This is a genomic window from Rhizobium sp. R86522 (assembly GCF_042466255.1).
Taxonomy (GTDB): Bacteria; Pseudomonadota; Alphaproteobacteria; order Rhizobiales; family Rhizobiaceae; genus Allorhizobium.
In genome coordinates, this window is record NZ_JAXHBX010000001.1 from 3,914,612 (window position 1) to 3,933,944 (window position 19,333).

Sequence of the window (19,333 nt, forward strand, 5' to 3'; positions counted from 1 at the left end):
AAATGATCATCAAGCAAGCCATGGTGCTCGCGGCCGGACTCGGTACGCGGATGCGCCCCATTACAGAGACGACCCCGAAGCCGCTGGTTCAGATCGGCGGAAAGCCGATGATCGACTATGTGCTCGACGCGCTTGTTGAAACCGGTGTCAAGACGGTCGTCGTCAACGTGCATCACCATGCCGATCAGATGGAGGCCCATCTCGCCGGGGAGACACGGGCCGAGATCCGGATCTCCGACGAACGGGAGCGGTTGATGGATTCGGGCGGTGGTCTGGCCAAGGGCCTCAAGCTGCTCGACCAAGACCAGCCGGCACTCGTCATGAATGCGGACCTGTTCTGGGTCGGAGAACGGGATGATGAGCCGCGCAATCTTGTCCGGCTGGCGCAACAGTTCGATCCCTCCCGGATGGACATTGCGATGCTCTGTGTCGAGCAGGAACGGACCAAGGGCCACAACGGCAAGAACGATTTCTCGATGGCGGATGACGGCAAGCTCACCCGCTATGTCTCGGGCGCACCGAACCCGGTCGTCTATGCCGGGGCCTTAGCGCTGATGCCGCATCTCTTCGACGATGCGCCGGATGGCCCCTTCAACCTCAACATCTATTTCGATCGTGCGATTGCCGCCTGTCGGCTATTCGGTACGGACCTTAATGGACAGTGGCTGACCGTCGGCACACCCGACGCGATCGCGCCTGCCGAAGCCGTGGTGGCCCGCTACGGCAGGGGCCTTTGAGATGGTGAGCAAGGCGCCGCGTCTGCTGACGATCCCTCCAGGCCGGCCCTTCCTCAGGACGCTGACGGAAGCGCTGCTCGACGGTCGTCTCACCGACGGTTTTCGCTATGACCCCGCCGATCCGCTTACGCTCGCAGGCGTCACTCTGCTGGTTCCCACCCGGCGCGCAGCCCGCGTGTTGCGGTCCGAGTTCGTCGATCTGCTCGGCGGACGCGCGGCGATCCTTCCCGATATTCGCACGCTGGGTGAAACCGACGACGACAGCGGCTTTTTCGACCTCGATGCGCCGCAGTTGATGGATCTCGCCCCGGCGGTGAGCGGGACCGTCATGCTTCTGGAACTCGCCCGGCTGATCCTGGCCTGGCGCAACCAGCTGCCCGACATCGTCCGGTCTATTCATTCGGATACGCCGCTCGTCGCGCCCGCGAGCCCGGCAGATGCCGTCTGGCTGGCTCGGGCCCTGGTCGAGCTGATCGAAGCGGCGGAAACCGAAGGCTGCGACTGGAAGGACCTCGAAAAGCTGCAATCGGCGGATTTCGGCTCCTGGTGGCAGCTGACGCTCGAGTTTCTGACGATCGCAACGGAGTTCTGGCCTGCACGGCTGCAGGAGCTGGTGCGGTCGTCTCCGGCACGCCACCGCGATGCGGTGCTGAGGGCAGAGGCCGAGCGCTTCCGCAGGCAGGGTTCGGCCGGCCCCGTCATCGTTGCGGGCTCCACCGGCTCGATCCCGGCAGCGGCCGAGCTCATTGCTGCGATTGCCGAACTCGACCAGGGGGTCGTGGTGCTGCCCGGGCTCGATCTCGACATGCCGGATGAGGACTGGGCGAAGCTCAACGACCGCGAGATCTCGGTGATCCGTCCAAGCCCTGCCGTGCGCGGGCATCCGCAATATGGCCTTGCACATCTGCTGCGGCATATGAAACTTGAACGCGCCGATGTTCAGGCTCTCGAAGCCTCCGATCCGGCGCTCCGGGATCGAGCCGAATTTCTGTCGCGTGCCATGGCGCCCGCCGAGGCGACCGACACCTGGAAGGCCTGGCGGCAGGATATCGACGATTCACGCCTGCTCGCGGCATTTCGCGATGTCGCCCTGATCGAGACGGCCAATGAGCGCGAAGAAGCAACGGCGATTGCAATTGCGCTCCGGCTGGGGCTCGAAGAGGTTTCCGACAATCCCGAAAGCCGGGTGGCGCTGATCACGCCCGATCGCGCGCTGGCGCGGCGTGTGATGTCCGAGCTCGCGCGGTTCGGGATCGAGGCGGATGATTCCGCGGGTACGCCGATGACCGGGACCCAGGCTGCGATGCTGACCCAGGTGGTGGCCGAGGCCTGCCTGCGTCCGGGTGACCCTGTGGCGATCGTCTCGCTCATCAAGCATCCGCTGGCACGCTTCGGCTTCACGGTCGAGGATATGCGCAAGGCCGCCGACGCGCTGGAACGCATCGCGCTGCGTGGCGGTCTGAAGAGCCTCGACCTTGCCGAGATGGAACCGTTGTTTGCGGAAGGGCTCGAAGCGCATCTGGCCGACCGTCACAAGCCGCAATGGCGCATCTCGATTGCATCACAAGAGATCGAGCTTGCTCGTCTGCTGGCGGGCCGGGTAGCCCAAGCGGTCGAGCCGCTCGTCTCGTCCGTCATACGGTCGACCGACGGGCGCGTGCTGTCGCAGAGATTGACCGTCAGCGATTGGGCAGAGCGCACGGGCCGCGTGCTGGAAGCCGTCACTGTCGACGAGCGGGGTGACCTTGCCGGTCTCTGGGGCGATGCGGCGGGCGAGGCTCTGGCGCGGCTTCTGGCCGAAGTTCTGGAGACGGACGGGCAGATCGAGGCGGACGGCCCGCAATGGGTTGATATCCTGACGGCGCTGATGGCCGGCCAGGCGGTCAAGCCACGCGCCATGCGGCATCCGCGCGTCTTCATCTTCGGGACGCTCGAAGCACGCCTGCAGAATGTCGACATGATGGTCATCGGCGGCATGAACGAGGGGAGCTGGCCCAGCCAGACCAAGAACAATCCCTTCCTCTCGCGCGTCATGAAGACCGAAGTCGGGCTTGAGCCACCCGAACGCCAGATCGGCCAGGTGGCGCATGACTTCCAGATGGCCTGCGGCACCCGCAAGCTGATCTTCTCGCGTTCGCTTCGCCAGGGGTCCGCGCCGACGGTTGCCTCGCGCTGGCTGCAGCGCCTGATGGCGCTCGGCGGGCCCGTGCTTGAAGACGAGATGCGAAAGCGCGGCCAGATCTATCGCCGTTACGCCGATCTCATCGACCAAGGCGAAAACCAGGCACCGGCTCAGCGCCCCGCGCCACGGCCGCGCGCCGAACTGCAGCCACGCTCCTTCAGTTTTTCCGAAGTCGGACGCTTCCGGCGCGATCCCTACTCGATCTATGCGCGGCGAATCCTGCGTCTCGATCCCGTCGATCCCTTCAACCAAGATCCGGGGGCGGCCGAGCGTGGAACTCTCTATCACCGTATCGTCGAGCGGTTTATCCGCGAGGATCATGACCCGGCCCGGCTGGACGCGCTCGATATCCTGCACCGGATCACCGATGAGGAGTTCCTGACGGAGGCTCTGCCGCTGCACATCGATATCGTCTGGCGGCAGCGCTTCTACAGTGTCGCCTCGGCCTTTCTCAGCTGGGAGCGGCAGCAGAGACCGGAAATCAAGCGCTCGCTGACGGAAGTCAGAGGCAATGTGCAGCTTCGCCCTGTTGATATCACCATTAGCGGGATAGCGGACCGGATCGATATCCGAGGCGGCGGCTTTGCCGATATCATCGACTACAAGACGGGCCTCAACCCGAGCGCCAATCAGGCGCGCAGCCTGCTTGACCCACAATTGGCGCTGGAGGCGGCGGCCCTTCTCCAAGGCGCCTTCAAGCCTGCCGGTGACGTGAAACCTCTCAATCTTGTCTATGTACGCCTGAGACCTGGCGATCGCTTTTCGGCAGACCAGGTGAACAACGAAATGGCAACGCGGGGCGACAGCAAGAAGTCTGCGCTTGAGCTTGCCACGCAATCGGTCGACGAGCTCGGCCGTTTCGTCCAGGCGCTGCAGAGCGGCGAGCGCGGTTACGTCTCCCGTCTGATCCCGGCTGAACAGAACGCCTATGGCGGCGAATACGACCATCTGGCGCGAGTTGCGGAGTGGTCGACGGCGGAAGCCGAGGAAGGAGCCGGCGATGAGTGATCAGCGCTTTGCCCTGGACGAGCTACCGACCGGCAGCGATCCGGCCACCTGGCTCGGCTGGACGACGCTCGCCCAGTCAAAAGCATCCCATCCCGGCCAGTCGGCCTGGGTGTCGGCGAATGCCGGCTCCGGCAAGACGCATGTGCTGACGCAGCGGGTGATCCGGCTTCTGCTGGCCGGCGCCCGCCCCTCGTCCATCCTCTGCCTCACCTATACCAAGGCCGCCGCCTCCGAAATGTCGAACCGCGTCTTCGAGCGCCTCGCGGAATGGGCAACGCTGGATGACCTCGAACTTGCCAAACGGATTGCGGCCATCGAGCAGAAGGAGCCGGATCGGGCGACGCTCGCGGCCGCACGGCGGCTGTTCGCCAAGGCTCTGGAAACGCCCGGTGGGCTGAAGATCCAGACGATCCACGCCTTCTGCGAAGCGTTGCTGCACCAGTTTCCACTCGAAGCCAATGTCGCCGGGCATTTCAACGTCCTCGACGATCGCGCCGCGGTCACCGTTCTGGCGGAAGCGCGACGATCGCTGCTGACGGCCACGTCGACGGAGAATGATGCAGCTCTCGCCGAAGCCTTCTCGCAGGTCTTGAGCATTGCCGATGAAAGCGGGCTCGAAGGCTTGATTGCCGATACCGTCGCCAACCGCCATGCTGTCAGAGACTTCCGGCAGCGGGCGGAACGGACAGGAGGCCTTGATGCGACCCTGCGGAAAGGCCTCGGCATCGGTCCGCTGGAGAGCGAGACCAGCCGCGCCGAGGATTACTGGCCGCTTGCCGGTTTGTCCGGCGGCAATTTCAGTCGCTACATCCAGCTTGCCCTCGAAAAGGGCGGCGAGAAAGTGCGGGCTGTCGCGGAAGTGCTGGAACGGGCGCTGGTGGAAGCCGATCCGCTGGAGCGAGCGAAGCTTCTGGACCAGGCTTTCCTGACGGCACAGGAAGCGCCAAAGGCCGACAGCTCGCTGATTGCCGCCGCCATGACCAAGGTCGCGCCTGATCTCAAGGATGCTGTCATCGCAGCCCGGGATCATGTGGTCGCCATGCGGGACCGGCTGCGCATTTTCCGCATGTACGAGGCGACGCGATCGGCGCTGACGCTCGCCGTGCGTCTCGACACGGACTACGAGGAACTGAAGAAGCGGCGTTCGCAGCTCGATTTCGAGGATCTGATCGTGCGAACCGCGCGGCTTCTGACGCGCGGCGATGTCGGCGCCTGGGTGCATTACAAGCTGGACCAGGGCATCGACCATATCCTCGTCGACGAAGCGCAGGATACGAGCCCAGTGCAATGGGATGTCATCCGGTCGCTGCGCGAAGACTTCTTTACCGGTTTGAGTGCCCGGCCGGGGATCCGCACCTTCTTTGCGGTTGGGGACGAGAAGCAGTCGATCTATTCCTTCCAGGGGGCGCGCCCGGAGCAGTTCTCGCAGGAAGCGCGCCAGACCGAGCGGGCGGTCACGGAAAGCGGGCAGAACTTCAACACGGTGCGTCTGCCGCTCTCCTTCCGCTCGACGCAATCGGTGCTTGCGGCCGTCGACCAGGTCTTCAGCCTGCCGGAAAACAGCCGGGGCCTCAGTGCCGGCGGGGACCCCGTCATCCACCAATCGAGCCGCATCGGACATCCGGGGACCGTCGATGTCTGGGACATGATTGCGGCGGAGAAGCAGGAGAAAGACGAGGACTGGACCGCCCCCTTCGATGCGACGCCGGAAAGCGCACCTTCGGCAATTCTCGCACGACGCGTGGCGCATCAGATCAGCCAGATCGTCGGACGGGAAACGATTATCGAGAAGGGCAACAAGCGGCTGATCCGCCCAGGCGACATTCTCGTGCTCGTGCGCAAGCGCGATGGTTTCGTCAATGCGCTGACACGCGCGCTGAAACGCCCGTATAACGTACCGGTCGCCGGTGCAGACCGCCTGAAGCTGACAAGCCATATTGCCGTGCAGGACATGCTGGCGCTTGGGCGTTTCCTGCTGCTGCCCGGAGACGATCTGTCGCTCGCTTCGCTCCTGAAGAGCCCGCTCTTCAACCATTGCGAAGACGACTTGATGCAGCTTGCTGCCGAGCGGCCGGAAGCGCAGAGCCTCTGGGCGAGACTGACAGAGCAGGCTGAGACGGATACAGCCTGGAAGAAGACCTACGACCGGCTCACACTGTTTCTCGAACAGGCGCGGGAGTACTCCGTCCATGATTTCTATGCCCGGGTGCTCAGCGTTCATGGTGGTCGAAGGGCCTATCTTGGGCGCCTAGGCTCCGAGGTCAGCGACATCATCGACGAGTTCCTGACCTTTGCCCTCTCCTTCGAGACCAGCGGATTGCCCGGCTTGCAATCCTTCGTTTCGACGCTCGAGATGGAAGCGCCTGAGGTCAAGCGCGAACAGGACAAGGAGCGCAACGAAGTCCGGATCATGACGGTTCATGCCTCGAAGGGACTTGAGGCGCCAATCGTCTTCCTGATCGATGGCGGCTCGAAGCCCTTCAATTCGAACCATGTGGCAAAGCTCAGGATCATCGGGACGGCTGAAGGCATGCCCTTCCCGATCTGGGTGCCGTCGAAGTCGCTCGGCAATTCGATCTCCGCTGCCGACATGGATCGGCGCAAGGATCAGGCCGAGGAGGAATATCGCCGGCTGCTCTATGTCGCGATGACCCGCGCTGCCGACCGTCTGATCGTCGGTGGTTATCGCGGCGTGCAGGACACGGGCGAGATCTGGCACAAGATGATCGCGCGGGCGCTGAGCGCCGACGAAACGCGCTGCAAACAGGTCGAATTCACCGGGCCGGATGGCAGCTGGGCCGGATTGCGCTGGTCTCTCGGCGAGGCAGAGCATGATCTGCCGGTGACCGAAGAGGGCGCCGAAAGCGAGGAGAGCCACAGCCTTCCCTCGACGCTCTGGAAGCCGCTGCCGCCACCGATCAGCCTACCGAGACCGCTCAGCCCATCGGGTGCCGGCAGCATCGTCATCGACGAAGACGAGGATGCGTTGACGGCCTCTGCGCTGTTCTCGACGACGGAAAAGGCGGATCTCGCTCTGCAGCGCGGGCGGCTCATCCATAGGATGCTGCAGAATTTGCCGGGCGTTCCGGAGGGTGACCGCCGTGAGGCAGCTGAGCGTTATGCAGAACGTGCTGCCCGGTTCTGGCCGGCAGAGCAGCGACAGAGACTGGTCTCTACTGTGATCACCGTTCTCGAAGACGAGGCGCTTCGCCCGCTGTTCGATACCGGCAGTCGCGCGGAAGTTTCGGTCATGGGCACGATGCGGCTGAAGGGAGAATTGCGTGCGGTCTCCGGCCGGATCGACCGCATGACCGTGCTTGCCGACCGGGTGATCATCGCCGACTACAAGACCAACCGGAATCCACCACTGGAGGCGGCCCAATGCCCCCTCTCCCATCGGGTGCAGCTCGCCATCTATCGCGAGATCCTGCAGCCGCTCTATCCTGGCAAACAGGTCGACTGCTGGCTGATCTACACCGAAAACGGCAGCCTCATTCCCCTCGATGACAGCCTTCTTCAGCGGTCCCTTGCCGACCTCGAAACATCATGAGATACCGCATATTGAAATTGCTGCCGCGCGGCATCACATATCTAGTCAATTCCGTATTTATGAAGGGAGAGCCCCATGGCTACCGTTAAAGTCGACAAGTCCAATTTCCAGGCCGAGGTTCTCGACGCTTCCGAACCAGTTGTCGTGGATTTCTGGGCTGAATGGTGCGGCCCGTGCAAGATGATTGCCCCGAGCCTCGAAGAAATCTCCAACGAACTCGCCGGCAAGGTGAAGATCGCCAAGCTCAACATCGATGAAAACCCGGAACTGGCTGCCCAGTTCGGTGTTCGCTCGATCCCGACGCTTGCCGTCTTCAAGGGTGGTGAAGTGGCCGATATCAAGGTGGGTGCGGCTCCGAAGACTGCGCTTTCCAGCTGGATCGCCGGCGCGGCATAAGCCTTTCGCCATTGATTGAATAAAGGAAAAGCCCGGTTACAGCCGGGCTTTTTTCATTTGGGGATGGTGCCGTTTTCGGCGAGCACATTGCCCGCCAGATAAAGCGAGCCGCCGATCATGATGCGGGGCGGAACGCCATCTTCACTGCGTTCGCGGATTGCGTCCAGCGCCTGGCCAAGCGACTCCATCGGAAGGGCCTTCAAACCAGCCTCAGCTGCCGACTGGGCAAGTGCCACCGGGTCGAGGCCAACGTCAGAGCCCGTTATCGGGACAGTGTAGACGTTATGGGCGATATCCACGAAAGCGCGGAAGAAGCCGATCGGATCCTTGGTGTTGATCATGCCGATGACCAGATGCAGCGGTCGCGCCTGGCGTTCTTCCATGGATGCCATGGCCTCCGCGATCACTTCGCCTGCGCCGGGATTGTGGCCTCCGTCGAGCCAGATTTCAGCGCCGGCCGGCGCACGCTCCACCAGCCGACCCTCGGTGAGCTTCTGCAGGCGGCCCGGCCATTCGACCGACAGCATGGCCTTTTCGGCGATCTCTTCGGTGACGGAGTAGCCGGCTGCCTTGACCGCACGGATGGCGGTTGCGGCATTGCCGATCTGGTGCCGACCCGGCAGACGCGGCAGCGGCAGGTCCATCAGACCGAATTCGTCCTGGTAGACGAGCCGTCCGAATTCTTCGTACGCCAGGAAATCCTGGGCGAAGACGGTGAGAGGACAGCCGAGGCGTTCGGCCGTGCTGATCAGCACATCCTTGGCGCCGTCGAACTCCTGGTGTCCAATCACCACGGGGACGCCGCGCTTCATGATTCCGGCCTTTTCGGCGGCGATCAGTTCGACGCGATCGCCGAGATAGGCCTGATGATCGAGCGAGATCGGCTGAATGATGCAGACAGCCGGCTTTTCGACGACATTGGTGGCGTCGAAGCGGCCGCCAAGACCGACCTCCAGCACGACGACGTCGGCAGGCTGTTCGGAAAAGAGAATGAATGTCACCGCCGTCAGGATCTCGAAGACGGTGATCGGTTTGCCGCCGTTTGCCTCGGCAACGCGGCGCAGAGCATCGGCAAACAGTTCATCGTCGACGATCTGACCGGGGCCACCCTTTACGCCGATGCGATAGCGCTCATGCCAGCGCACCAGATGCGGCGAGGTGTGGACGTGGACGGACAGGCACTGGGCCTCCAGAAGCGCCCGGCAAAAAGCCGAGGCCGACCCCTTGCCGTTTGTGCCGGCCACATGAATGACCGGCGGCAGCTTCAGATGCGGGTTACCCAGAACCTCAAGGAGGCGGCGGATACGGTCGAGCGACAGATCGTAGCCCTTGGGGTGCAGCCCCATGAGTTTTTCGATCTCGGCATCGGCCTGGCTGACGATGGGGGCTGTCATCACTTTCGTTCCGCGACCGCGGCCTCACAGAAAACGCGGCTCAGGCCGAGGCCTTCTCGACCGGCTCTGCCACCTTCGCAGGGACCGCCGTGTCGTTGGCAGGGCGCTTGGTCATAATCTTCAGGACGCGCGCGAGCGTGTCAGGAATGTCGTGACGCTTGACGACCATGTCGACCATGCCGTGTTCCAGCAGGTATTCCGAGGTCTGGAAGCCTTCAGGCAGCTTCTCGCGGATCGTCTGCTCGATAACGCGCTTGCCGGCAAAGCAGATCTCGGCACCCGGTTCGGCAATGTGGAGGTCGCCCAGCATGGCGTAAGATGCCGTTACGCCGCCCGTAGTCGGGTTGGTGAGGACGACGATGTAGGGCTGGCCGGCTTCCTTCAGCATGTCGACGGCAACCGTGGTGCGCGGCAGCTGCATCAGCGAGAGGATACCCTCCTGCATGCGGGCGCCACCCGAAGCCGGGAACATGACCAGCGGGCACTTTTCCTTGATGGCGCGTTCGAAGGCCTTCACGATCGCTTCGCCAGCGGCAATGCCGAGCGAACCGCCCATGAAGTTGAACTCGTGGACGACGGCAACGAGCTTCAGGCCCTGCACCGTGCCGACGCCGGCAACGATCGTGTCTTCCTGATCCGTCTTCACGCGGCTGTCACGAAGACGGTCGGTGTATTTCTTGGAATCGCGGAACTTCAGCGGATCCTGCGCGACTTTCGGCTGCGGCAGGGCTTCGAACTGGCCTCCGTCGAAGAGATCGATCAGGCGCGACTTCGCCGGCATCTTCATGTGATAGCCGGAAGCCGGGATCACCCACTTGTTCTCTTCCAGGTCCTTATGGAAGACCATCTCGCCCGTTTCCGGGCACTTGATCCAGAGATTTTCCGGAACTTCGCGGCGACCCAGCATGGAATTGATGCGCGGGCGCACATAGTTGGTGATCCAGTTCACGCGGCTTACTCCTGATATTTAAAGCCCATATGGGATGCTTATTCGGCAGCAGCAAGGCGTGCAGACCGCACGCCGGTTGCCAGTCCGCGCACCAGCGTGGCGACGGCCTGAACCGTATCCGCCGTCGCTTTGCCATCGGCTGTGAGATTTGTAGCAACCTGATTGACGATCGCGGTCCCAACCACGACGCCATCGGCATTGGCGCCGATCAGGCGGGCATGCTCGGCGGTCTTGACGCCGAAGCCGACGCAGATCGGCAGGTCTGTATGCGCCTTGATGCGCTGGACGGCACCGGCAACACGCGAGGGATCCGGCAGTGCCGAACCGGTGATGCCGTTCATCGAGACGTAATACACGAAGCCCGAGGTGTTCTTGAGAACGGTGGGCAAACGCTTGTCGTCGGTTGTCGGGGTTGCCAGACGGATGAAGTTGATGTCCCGGCTACGGGCCGGGATGCAAAGTTCGTCATCCATTTCCGGCGGCAGATCGACAACGATCAGGCCATCGATGCCGGCAGCCAATGCGTCGTCGAGGAAACGCTCGACGCCATAGACGTAGATCGGGTTGTAGTAACCCATCATGACGATCGGCGTTTCGTTGTCCGTCTTGCGGAATTCACGCGCCAGATCGAGCGTGCGAACGAGGGTTTGGCCGGCTTTGAGGGCCCGCTGGCCGGCAAGCTGGATCGCCGGGCCATCGGCCATGGGATCCGAGAAGGGCATGCCGAGCTCGATAACGTCGGCGCCGGCTTCCGGCAGAGCCTTCATGATCGCGAGCGACGTGTCGTAGTCCGGATCGCCACCCATGAAATAGGTGACGAGAGCCGGGCGGCCTTCTGCTTTCAGTGCAGCGAAACGTTGGTCCATACGCGCAGTCATGATCAGAGCCCCATACCGAGAATCTTGCCGACAGTGAAGATATCCTTGTCGCCGCGGCCGCAGAGGTTCATCACAATGATCTGGTCCTTGTCCATCTTCGGGGCGCGCTTGACGACTTCGGCGAGCGCATGGCTCGGCTCGAGCGCCGGGATGATGCCTTCGGTGCGCGTCAGCAGCTGGAAGGCGGCGAGCGCCTCGTCGTCCCTGATCGGAACGTATTCGACGCGGCCCATATCCTTCAGCCAGGAATGCTCCGGGCCAATACCCGGATAATCGAGGCCGGCGGAGATCGAGTGACCTTCCTTGATCTGGCCGTCGCCGTCCTGCAGCAGATAGGTGCGGTTGCCATGCAGGACACCGGGCGTACCTGCGGTCAGCGAAGCGCAGTGCTCCTCGCCTTCGAGGCCCTTGCCACCGGCTTCGACGCCAACGATGCGGACACTCTCGTCATCCAGGAAGGGATGGAAGAGGCCGATCGCGTTCGAACCACCACCGACGGCAGCAATCAGCATGTCCGGCAGGCGGCCTTCCGCAGCCAGCATCTGCTCGCGCGTTTCGCGGCCGATGACCGACTGGAAGTCGCGGACCATTTCCGGATAGGGATGCGGGCCGGCGGCTGTGCCGATCATGTAATAGGTGTCGTCGACATTGGTGACCCAGTCGCGCAACGCCTCGTTCATTGCGTCCTTGAGGGTGCCATGGCCAGAGGTTACCGGCTTCACTTCGGCACCGAGCAGCTTCATGCGGAAAACGTTCGGCGCCTGGCGCTCGACGTCGGTCGCGCCCATGTAGACGACGCAAGGGATGCCGAAGCGAGCGGCGACCGTGGCAGAGGCCACACCATGCTGGCCGGCGCCGGTTTCAGCGATGATACGGGTCTTGCCCATGCGCTTGGCGAGCAGGATCTGGCCGAGGCAGTTGTTGATCTTGTGCGAACCGGTGTGGTTCAGCTCATCGCGCTTGAAGTAGATCTTTGCGCCACCGAGTTCTTCGGTCAGACGCTCGGCGAAATAGAGCGGGCTTGGGCGACCGGTATAATGGGTGTTGAGATGCGCCAGTTCGGCCTGGAATTCCGGATCCGTTTTCGCCTTTTCCCATTCCGCCTGCAGGTCCAGGATCAGCGGCATCAGCGTCTCGGCGACGAAACGGCCACCGAAGATGCCGAAGCGGCCGTCTTCGTCTGGACCTTCACGGAAGGAATTGGGTTTCGGTGACTGGTTCACTTGACACTCCCTGAAACCGGCTGTGCACGACTTGCCTCGGCAACGGCCGCAAAAAACTCATTCATTATCTGCAGATCCTTGACGCCCGGCGCAGATTCCACGCCAGAGGATACGTCGATTGCCCGTGCTCCGGTTTCCCGCAGGGCCTCTGCGATATTGGCCTTGTTGAGGCCTCCGGAAAGCATGTAATCGACGCTGTCGTCAAGCGAACGCAAGAGACGCCAATCGAAGGTGACGCCATTGCCGCCGGGCAAATCGGAGCCCACAGGCGGTTTGGCATCGAAGAGAAAACGATCAGCAATCCCGATATAGGGCTCGATACGCCTCAGGTCATCGGCATCGCGAATGGAAAATGCCTTCATAATCGGAAGACCGGTGACCGCCTTGACTGTCAGCAGCCGTTCCGGGCTTTCGTGGCCATGGAACTGCAGGATATCAGGACGCATAAGCGCAATAATCTCGTCGAGATCGTCATTGTCTGCATCGACTGTCACCGCGACGCTTTTCACCCGGCCGCGAACGCGGTCTGCGAGCACACCTGCGATATCAGGCTCGATGTTGCGCGGGCTCTTTTCAAAGAAAATGAAGCCGATATGGCTCGCGCCGCGGTCGGCCGCACGATCGACCGCCTCCGGCGTCTTCAGTCCGCAGATCTTGATATCGGGTCTCATGGCAGCGAAGTCGCACGAAATCAAAAAAGAGTCGAGCCAATTTGCGACAGAGGCTGAAAGGTCGCGGGGTCAATCAGTCGAAGTCTATAGCATGAAGGGCCGAGCCATGACGCTTCAGCCAGGACTTCGCTTCGTCCATGGGTGGGCAGAGCTCCTTGCAAAGTGCCCAGAAGGCCGGACCGTGGTTCATCTCCCGCAAATGCGCAACCTCGTGAGCAGCGAGATAGTCGATGACCAGAGGCGGCGCCATGACAATGCGCCAGGAAAAGCTCAGCTTGCCGTCCCAGGAACAGGATCCCCATCTGCTGCGGGTATCCTTCAGCGTCATGCTCTTGACTGGCTTGCCGACATTTCTGGCATGCAGAGCCACGAGGCGCTCGAGGTCATGGCGTGCTTCCTTCTTGAGGAAATCGGCGACGCGCCTCGGCAAATGGTCCTCAAGGCCGCTGACGCTGAGGACATGGCCAATCTCGCTGTCGATCGATTGGGTCAGGCCGCGCAACTGACCTGTATGGACGATACGATGGGGAATGCCTCGGAGTAGAATGTCTCCGCCATCCTCAATGGCGCCGACCGTTTTCTGGCGCTTGAGCTTGGTGCTGAGCCAGCCCTGGTGGCGATCGAGAAAGTCATCGATGTCCCGTTCGCGCAGCCCTGGCGGAATTGTCATCTTCAAAGCGCGCCCGCCGGGCTCGATCCTGAGCGTGATGCGGGTCGCGCGGCTGTTCTTTCTGATGGTCAGCGGAATGGACCGTCCATCCACGGCAATCGCCCGCTCCAGCTGGATCGCCGGGGCTCTCTGCGGTGTCAGCTTTTTCAGCAGGGGAAACATGCGTGTGTTCTAGCCGATTCGGGAGCTCTTCTTGCAACAAAAAAGGTCGGCGCACGAGCGCCGACCCCGGTTGCGACAGGATGGCTCGACCGGTCAGTTGCCGGTGAAACCCTGGGCGGGACCGCCCTCGCCTGAAGTCTTCATCTGCTGACGGTCGCGCATGAAGCGGTCGAACTCTTCCTGGTCCTTCGCCCGACGCAGTTCGCGGGCGTAGTTGTCGAATTCGGCACGCATCTCATCGAGACGGCGACGTTCTTCGTCGAGACGCTCGAGTTCGGTCTTGCGCCACTCGTCGAAGGCGACATTCCCGGTTGAGGCAGGCGCAGTATAGCTGTTGGAGCGGCACCAGGCGAAGGCACTATCCGCCTTCTGATTGGCTTCCCGCTTGAAGTTCTGAAACTTCTCGCCGAACAGGATATAGGCAAGCATGGCCAGACCGAGCGGCCAGAAGACCATGAAGCCGAGCACCATCAAGGCGACGGTTGCCGGAGTCCAATCCGGCCGAAGCAGTGCTGACTGGTTCATCATCGATAACCTCGTTTTGCGCGGACAGCGGAATGCCGTCCGATGGTTTCGATGTGGGAAATGCCGCCCTGCCCTTCAAGAAAGAAGCGGACCCAATCGGAGAACCGACTGAATCCGCTTCTTAAATTCGGAATGACGAAAATGTCAGAGAGCCTTGCCGCCCTTGATGACCCGCTTAACCGGAGTGGTGGTCTTGGCCTTCTTGCCGTGTGTGCGGGCGAATTCGACAATCCGCGGCGCGATTTCGCGACGGAAACGCGAGCCATTGAAGACGCCGTAGTGGCCAACGTCCGGCTGCATGTAGTGCAGGCGCATATCGTCGGGGATGTTGGTGCAGATCGTCTGCGCCGCCTTGGTCTGACCGAGACCCGAGATGTCGTCGTTTTCGCCTTCGACTGTCAAAAGCGCGACGTTGCGGATCGCTGTCGTGTCGACGCGCTTGTTGCGATGCATCATCTCACCCTTGGGCAGGGAGTGCTTGATGAACACCGTCTCGACGGTCTGAAGATAGAATTCCGCCGTGAGGTCCATGACCGCCAGATATTCATCGTAGAAGTCGCGGTGCTTCTCGGCCGGTTCCCCGTCGTTCTTGACGAGGTGCATGTAAAACTCCTTGTGCGCAATCATGTGCCGATCAAGGTTCATCGACATAAATCCCGAGAGCTGCAGGAAGCCCGGATAGACCTGACGCATGAAGCCGGGCTGCGGCCACGGCACCTGCATGATGACGTTGTCGCGGAACCATTCGAGCGGCTTGTCCTGGGCCAGTTGATTGACGGCCGTCGGGTTGATGCGCGTGTCGATGGGGCCACCCATGAGTGTCATCGAGGACGGTGCGCAGACGTCCCCCTCACCTTCCATGACGGCGACGGCGGCCAGCACGGGAACGGAGGGCTGACAGACCGCGACCACATGGGTGTCAGGACCGAGGTGATGAAGGATGTCGATGACGTAATCGATATAGTCGTCGAGATCGAAATCGCCTTCGGTCACCGGCACCATACGGGCATCGATCCAGTCGGTGATGTAAAGGTCCGCACTCGGCAGCAGTGCCTCTACCGTCCCACGGAGCAAGGTCGCGTAGTGGCCCGACATGGGTGCGACGATGAGGATGCGCGGACCCTTTTCGGTGCCGGCTGGAAGATGGCGCTTGAAATGGATCAGGTCGCAGAAAGGCTTGCGCCAGACGATTTCTTCCTCGACCGTGACGCTTTCATCCCCGATCCTGGTTGTCGGGAGGCCGAAGGCGGGCTTGCCGTAGCGGCGCGTCACACGTTCGAAAACTTCAAAGCCCGCTGAGAATGAACGCCCGACGACCGTATGGGACCAAGGGTTGAGCGGGTTTCTCCATGCCAGGTTCATCGCGTCCGCTGTTGCCCGGAATGGCGCCATGAATGCATGGTTCAGTTCATAGAGCTGATAGAACATGGGTTCTGTACCTTTTTGTCGGACCAGAGGGTCCGCGTTCATTCGCTACACTAACAGACTTTGTGCATCGCAAAAGCCCGGATTATCCCTCCTTTCGCAGCACATAAAGTCTCATGACTTCGGATGATGTTCGAAAAGCCTTAAGGTTCCCTCCCCTCGATGGGGTTAATCAACGATCACAGTGTTCACCCGAATTTGCAGCCGCGACCCTTTCCGAGGCTTGCGAATTGATGTTTGTTCCATCCGTCATCCCAAGACATGTGTGAAGGAACACCATGACCAGCAGCAATCACCGCCAGTCCGAATACAATGTGGACCCGATCTTTCTCGATCGATGGTCGCCGCGTGCCTTTGACGGAAGCACGATGCCGAAGGAAGATCTCCTGACCATCCTCGATGCCGCCCATTGGGCGCCGTCAGCGTTCAACTACCAGCCCTGGCGCTTCATCTACGCCCTGAAGGGAACACCTGAGTTCGACAAGTTTCTCGCTATCCTGATCGAGTTCAACCAGGGTTGGGCCAAGAATGCCGCGGCCCTCGTCTTCATCTTTTCCGACACGCTGAGCCGTCCGGCTGATGGTTCGGAGCCGAAGTCCTATCGCAGCCACAGTTTCGACGCGGGTGCTGCCTGGGGTCTGCTCTCGGTTCAGGCCATCAAGTCGGGCTATTTCGCCCACGCGATGACCGGCTTCGACTTCGATCGGGCCGTCTCCGAGCTGGGCGCGCCTGATGGTTTCCACATCAACGCAGCGGTGGCCATCGGCAAGCTGGGTGACAAGGAAGCGCTGCCGGAAGGTCTGCGTTCGAAGGAAACGCCGAATGGTCGCAAGGCTCTGGCTGAAGTGGCATTCGAGGGACGTTTCTGAGCCCGCGCATTCATGGTTTCACGTGAATCACGTTAACCATCTCAACAACGAAACCTGTTGATCAAGAAAAAGGGCCGCTCCTGAGGAGCGGCCCTTTTGACTTGCCATCTGCAGATCTCAGATGTCGAGGTTGGCGACGCTGAGCGCGTTGTCCTGAATGAACTCGCGGCGAGGTTCGACCTCGTCGCCCATGAGGCGCGAGAACAGGCCGTCGGCGTCGGTCGCGTCGTTGACCCGGACCTGAAGTAGAGAGCGTACGTTCGGATCGAGCGTGGTTTCCCATAGCTGCTCGGCATTCATTTCACCGAGACCCTTGTATCGCTGCATGGAAAGGCCCTTGCGGCCGGTTGCAAAGATCGAATCCAGAAGGGCGCGCGGGCCGGACATGTCGCTACGGCCGTCCTTACGGGTGAGAACCGGCGGTTCGGAGTAGATCTCGCGCAGGCGGGCGGACATCTGGTCCATGTGGCGAGCGTCCGCCGAACCTATGAGGGCCACATCTACGGCAGCGACTTCCTTGACGCCGCGGACCATACGCTCGAAGCGAAGGCCGCCTTCGTCGGTGACGAAACCTTGCCAGCCCCGTTCGGTGTCTTCGGCGATCATGTCGAGCCGGCTTGCGACAAGCGCTGCTGTCGCTTCCGCCTGCTGGCGGTTGCCCGTCAGCTCCGGGTTCAGCGCGCCGGCAATTGCTGCCTGCTCGATGACATTGCGGTTGTAGCGGGAATGCATGCCGTCGATGAGTGACCGCAGACGCAACGCGTCCTGGATCACGTCGCGCAGGTCCTGGCCGGCGCGGACTTCGCCATTGGCGAGCGTCAGCGTTGCCTCTTCGAGACCCATGGTGATCAGATAGTCTTCCAGCGCCTTCTCGTCCTTTAGGTACTGGACGGACTTGCCGCGCGAAACCTTATAGAGCGGCGGCTGGGCGATGTAGAGATGGCCGCGCTCGATCAATTCCGGCATCTGACGGAAGAAGAATGTCAGCAGAAGCGTTCTGATATGTGCGCCGTCGACGTCAGCATCGGTCATGATGATGATCTTGTGGTAGCGCAGCTTGTCGGCGTTGAACTCGTCCTTGCCGATGGATGTGCCGAGCGCTGTGATCAGCGTGCCGATTTCCTGGCTCGAGAGCATCTTGTCGAAGCGGGCGCGCTCGACGTTGAGGATCTTACCACGCAGCGGCAGGATCGCCTGGTTTTCGCGCGAACGGCCCTGCTTCGCGGAGCCACCTGCCGAGTCACCCTCGACGAGGAAGAGTTCGGATTTGGCCGGATCGCGCTCGGAGCAGTCGGCGAGCTTGCCGGGGAGAGAAGCGATATCGAGTGCGCCCTTGCGGCGGGTGAGTTCACGCGCCTTGCGGGCGGCTTCGCGGGCAACAGCGGCCTCGACCACCTTGCCGACCAGGATCTTGGCTTCCGTGGGGTGTTCCTCGAACCAGGTGCTGAGCGCTTCGTTGACGAGGTTTTCGACGACCGGGCGTACCTCGGACGAAACGAGCTTGTCTTTCGTCTGGGACGAGAACTTCGGATCCGGTACCTTTACCGAGAGGACAGCCGAAAGACCTTCGCGGCAGTCTTCACCCTGCAGCGACACCTTCTCCTTCTTGGTGATCCCCGAGCTATCCGCATAGGACGTCACCTGACGGGTCAGAGCGGCGCGGAAGCCGGCCATATGGGTGCCGCCGTCGCGTTGGGGAATGTTGTTGGTGAAGCAGAGCACATTCTCGTGGTAGCTGTCATTCCACCACATGGCGACTTCGACGGTGATCCCATCCTTCTCACCCTTGATGGCGACAGGCTTGTCGACGAGCGGCTTCTTGGAGCGATCGAGATAGCGGACAAAGGCTTCGAGACCGCCGTCATAGAGCATTTCTTCCTGGCGGATGTCGGACTTGCGCTTGTCGGTCAGAAGAATGCGGACACCGGAATTCAGGAAGGCGAGCTCGCGAAGGCGATGCTCGAGCGTTCCATAGTCGAAATCGACCTTGGTGAAGGTCTCGGTGCTCGGAAGGAAGGTGACTTCCGTTCCCGAACGGCCCTCATATTCACCGATCACCTTCAGCGGACCGTCGGCTACGCCATGGGTAAAAGTGATTTCATGCAGCTTGTTGTTGCGGCGGATCTTGAGGGTGAGTTTGACCGATAGCGCATTGACGACGGATACGCCGACGCCGTGCAGACCGCCGGAGACCTTGTAGGAATTCTGGTCGAACTTACCGCCGGCATGCAGCTGGGTCATGATGACCTCGGCAGCCGAAACGCCTTCGCCGGTGTGGATATCCGTCGGAATACCACGACCGTTGTCGGTTACCGTGACCGAACCATCCGCGTTCAAGGTGACCGTGACGATGTCAGCGTGACCAGCCAGGGCCTCATCGATCGCGTTGTCGACGACTTCATAAACCATGTGGTGAAGGCCCGAGCCGTCGTCTGTGTCACCGATATACATGCCGGGGCGCTTGCGGACGGCGTCCAGTCCCTTCAGAACCTTGATCGAGTCAGCGCCATATTCGGCCGGTGCATCATTTTCCGCGATCGGCAAGTCGGTCATTCAGCAATCTTTCCAGTCAATTCTCAAAGGCCCGGCTGATTCGAATCAGCAGCTTCAAGTGGCCCGACTATAGGGGTTTTGGCCTGAGTTCCAAAGGCGAGGGCGTTGTTTCTGGTGGATAGAGAGGGCTTTTCAACCCCT

14 protein-coding genes are annotated in these 19,333 nt (G+C 61.5%); 5 read left to right on the top strand and 9 right to left on the bottom strand.

Features of this window, described 5'->3' with window-relative positions:
- The first annotated feature begins 2 nt into the window (after positions 1–2).
- The 4 genes from SJY08_RS18965 to trxA all read left to right on the top strand — a co-directional run bounded on the left by SJY08_RS18965 (position 3) and on the right by trxA (position 7,873).
- Positions 3–737: a nucleotidyltransferase family protein gene (locus SJY08_RS18965; protein WP_377277580.1), complete on the top strand. Its 735-nt coding sequence runs from the start codon at positions 3–5 to the stop codon at positions 735–737.
- Between the two features lies 1 nt (position 738).
- Complete coding sequence (gene addB / locus SJY08_RS18970; protein WP_377277582.1) at positions 739–3,927, top strand: double-strand break repair protein AddB; 3,189 nt, start codon at positions 739–741, stop codon at positions 3,925–3,927.
- Complete coding sequence (addA, locus tag SJY08_RS18975; protein ID WP_377277584.1) at positions 3,920–7,477, top strand: double-strand break repair helicase AddA; 3,558 nt, start codon at positions 3,920–3,922, stop codon at positions 7,475–7,477. Before addB ends, addA begins: the two co-directional genes overlap by 8 nt.
- A gap of 75 nt (positions 7,478–7,552) precedes the next feature.
- The gene (gene trxA, locus SJY08_RS18980; RefSeq protein WP_069042721.1) at positions 7,553–7,873 is read left to right on the top strand and encodes a thioredoxin; all 321 of its coding nucleotides are present in this window, start codon (positions 7,553–7,555) and stop codon (positions 7,871–7,873) included.
- Positions 7,874–7,926: 53 nt separating this feature from the next.
- Here trxA and SJY08_RS18985 read toward each other — a convergent pair whose 3' ends face one another.
- The 8 genes from SJY08_RS18985 to SJY08_RS19020 all read right to left on the bottom strand — a co-directional run bounded on the left by SJY08_RS18985 (position 7,927) and on the right by SJY08_RS19020 (position 15,773).
- Positions 7,927–9,267 (bottom strand): bifunctional folylpolyglutamate synthase/dihydrofolate synthase, encoded by a 1,341-nt coding sequence (locus SJY08_RS18985; protein WP_377277587.1) that lies wholly within the window; start codon positions 9,265–9,267, stop codon positions 7,927–7,929.
- A gap of 40 nt (positions 9,268–9,307) precedes the next feature.
- Positions 9,308–10,216 carry an acetyl-CoA carboxylase, carboxyltransferase subunit beta gene (gene accD, locus SJY08_RS18990; RefSeq protein WP_054149997.1) on the bottom strand — a complete coding sequence of 303 codons (909 nt, stop codon included), beginning with the start codon at positions 10,214–10,216 and terminating at the stop codon, positions 9,308–9,310.
- 38 nt (positions 10,217–10,254) lie between these two features.
- Positions 10,255–11,094, bottom strand: a complete 840-nt coding sequence (gene trpA / locus SJY08_RS18995) for a tryptophan synthase subunit alpha (protein ID WP_069042723.1) — start codon at positions 11,092–11,094, stop codon at positions 10,255–10,257.
- 2 nt (positions 11,095–11,096) lie between these two features.
- On the bottom strand, positions 11,097–12,317 hold the full coding sequence (gene trpB, locus SJY08_RS19000; RefSeq protein ID WP_054149999.1) for a tryptophan synthase subunit beta: 1,221 nt from the start codon (positions 12,315–12,317) through the stop codon (positions 11,097–11,099).
- Positions 12,314–12,988, bottom strand: coding sequence for a phosphoribosylanthranilate isomerase (locus SJY08_RS19005; RefSeq protein WP_377277590.1), 675 nt, complete (start codon positions 12,986–12,988; stop codon positions 12,314–12,316). The genes trpB and SJY08_RS19005 overlap by 4 nt, the downstream gene beginning before the upstream one ends.
- A gap of 73 nt (positions 12,989–13,061) precedes the next feature.
- Positions 13,062–13,820, bottom strand: coding sequence for a M48 family metallopeptidase (locus SJY08_RS19010; RefSeq protein ID WP_069042724.1), 759 nt, complete (start codon positions 13,818–13,820; stop codon positions 13,062–13,064).
- A 93-nt stretch (positions 13,821–13,913) separates the two neighbouring features.
- Entirely contained in the window at positions 13,914–14,345 is a 432-nt protein-coding gene (locus SJY08_RS19015) for a DUF2852 domain-containing protein (protein WP_377278672.1), read from the bottom strand.
- Positions 14,346–14,489: 144 nt separating this feature from the next.
- Entirely contained in the window at positions 14,490–15,773 is a 1,284-nt protein-coding gene (locus SJY08_RS19020) for a polyhydroxyalkanoate depolymerase (protein ID WP_069042725.1), read from the bottom strand.
- 275 nt (positions 15,774–16,048) lie between these two features.
- Here SJY08_RS19020 and SJY08_RS19025 point away from each other — a divergent pair, with 275 nt between their 5' ends.
- Entirely contained in the window at positions 16,049–16,639 is a 591-nt protein-coding gene (locus SJY08_RS19025) for a nitroreductase family protein (RefSeq protein ID WP_377277593.1), read from the top strand.
- 117 nt (positions 16,640–16,756) lie between these two features.
- Here the strand turns inward: SJY08_RS19025 and gyrB are convergent, their stop codons facing one another.
- Complete coding sequence (gyrB, locus tag SJY08_RS19030; RefSeq protein ID WP_377277595.1) at positions 16,757–19,192, bottom strand: DNA topoisomerase (ATP-hydrolyzing) subunit B; 2,436 nt, start codon at positions 19,190–19,192, stop codon at positions 16,757–16,759.
- Between the last annotated feature and the right edge of the window lie 141 nt (positions 19,193–19,333).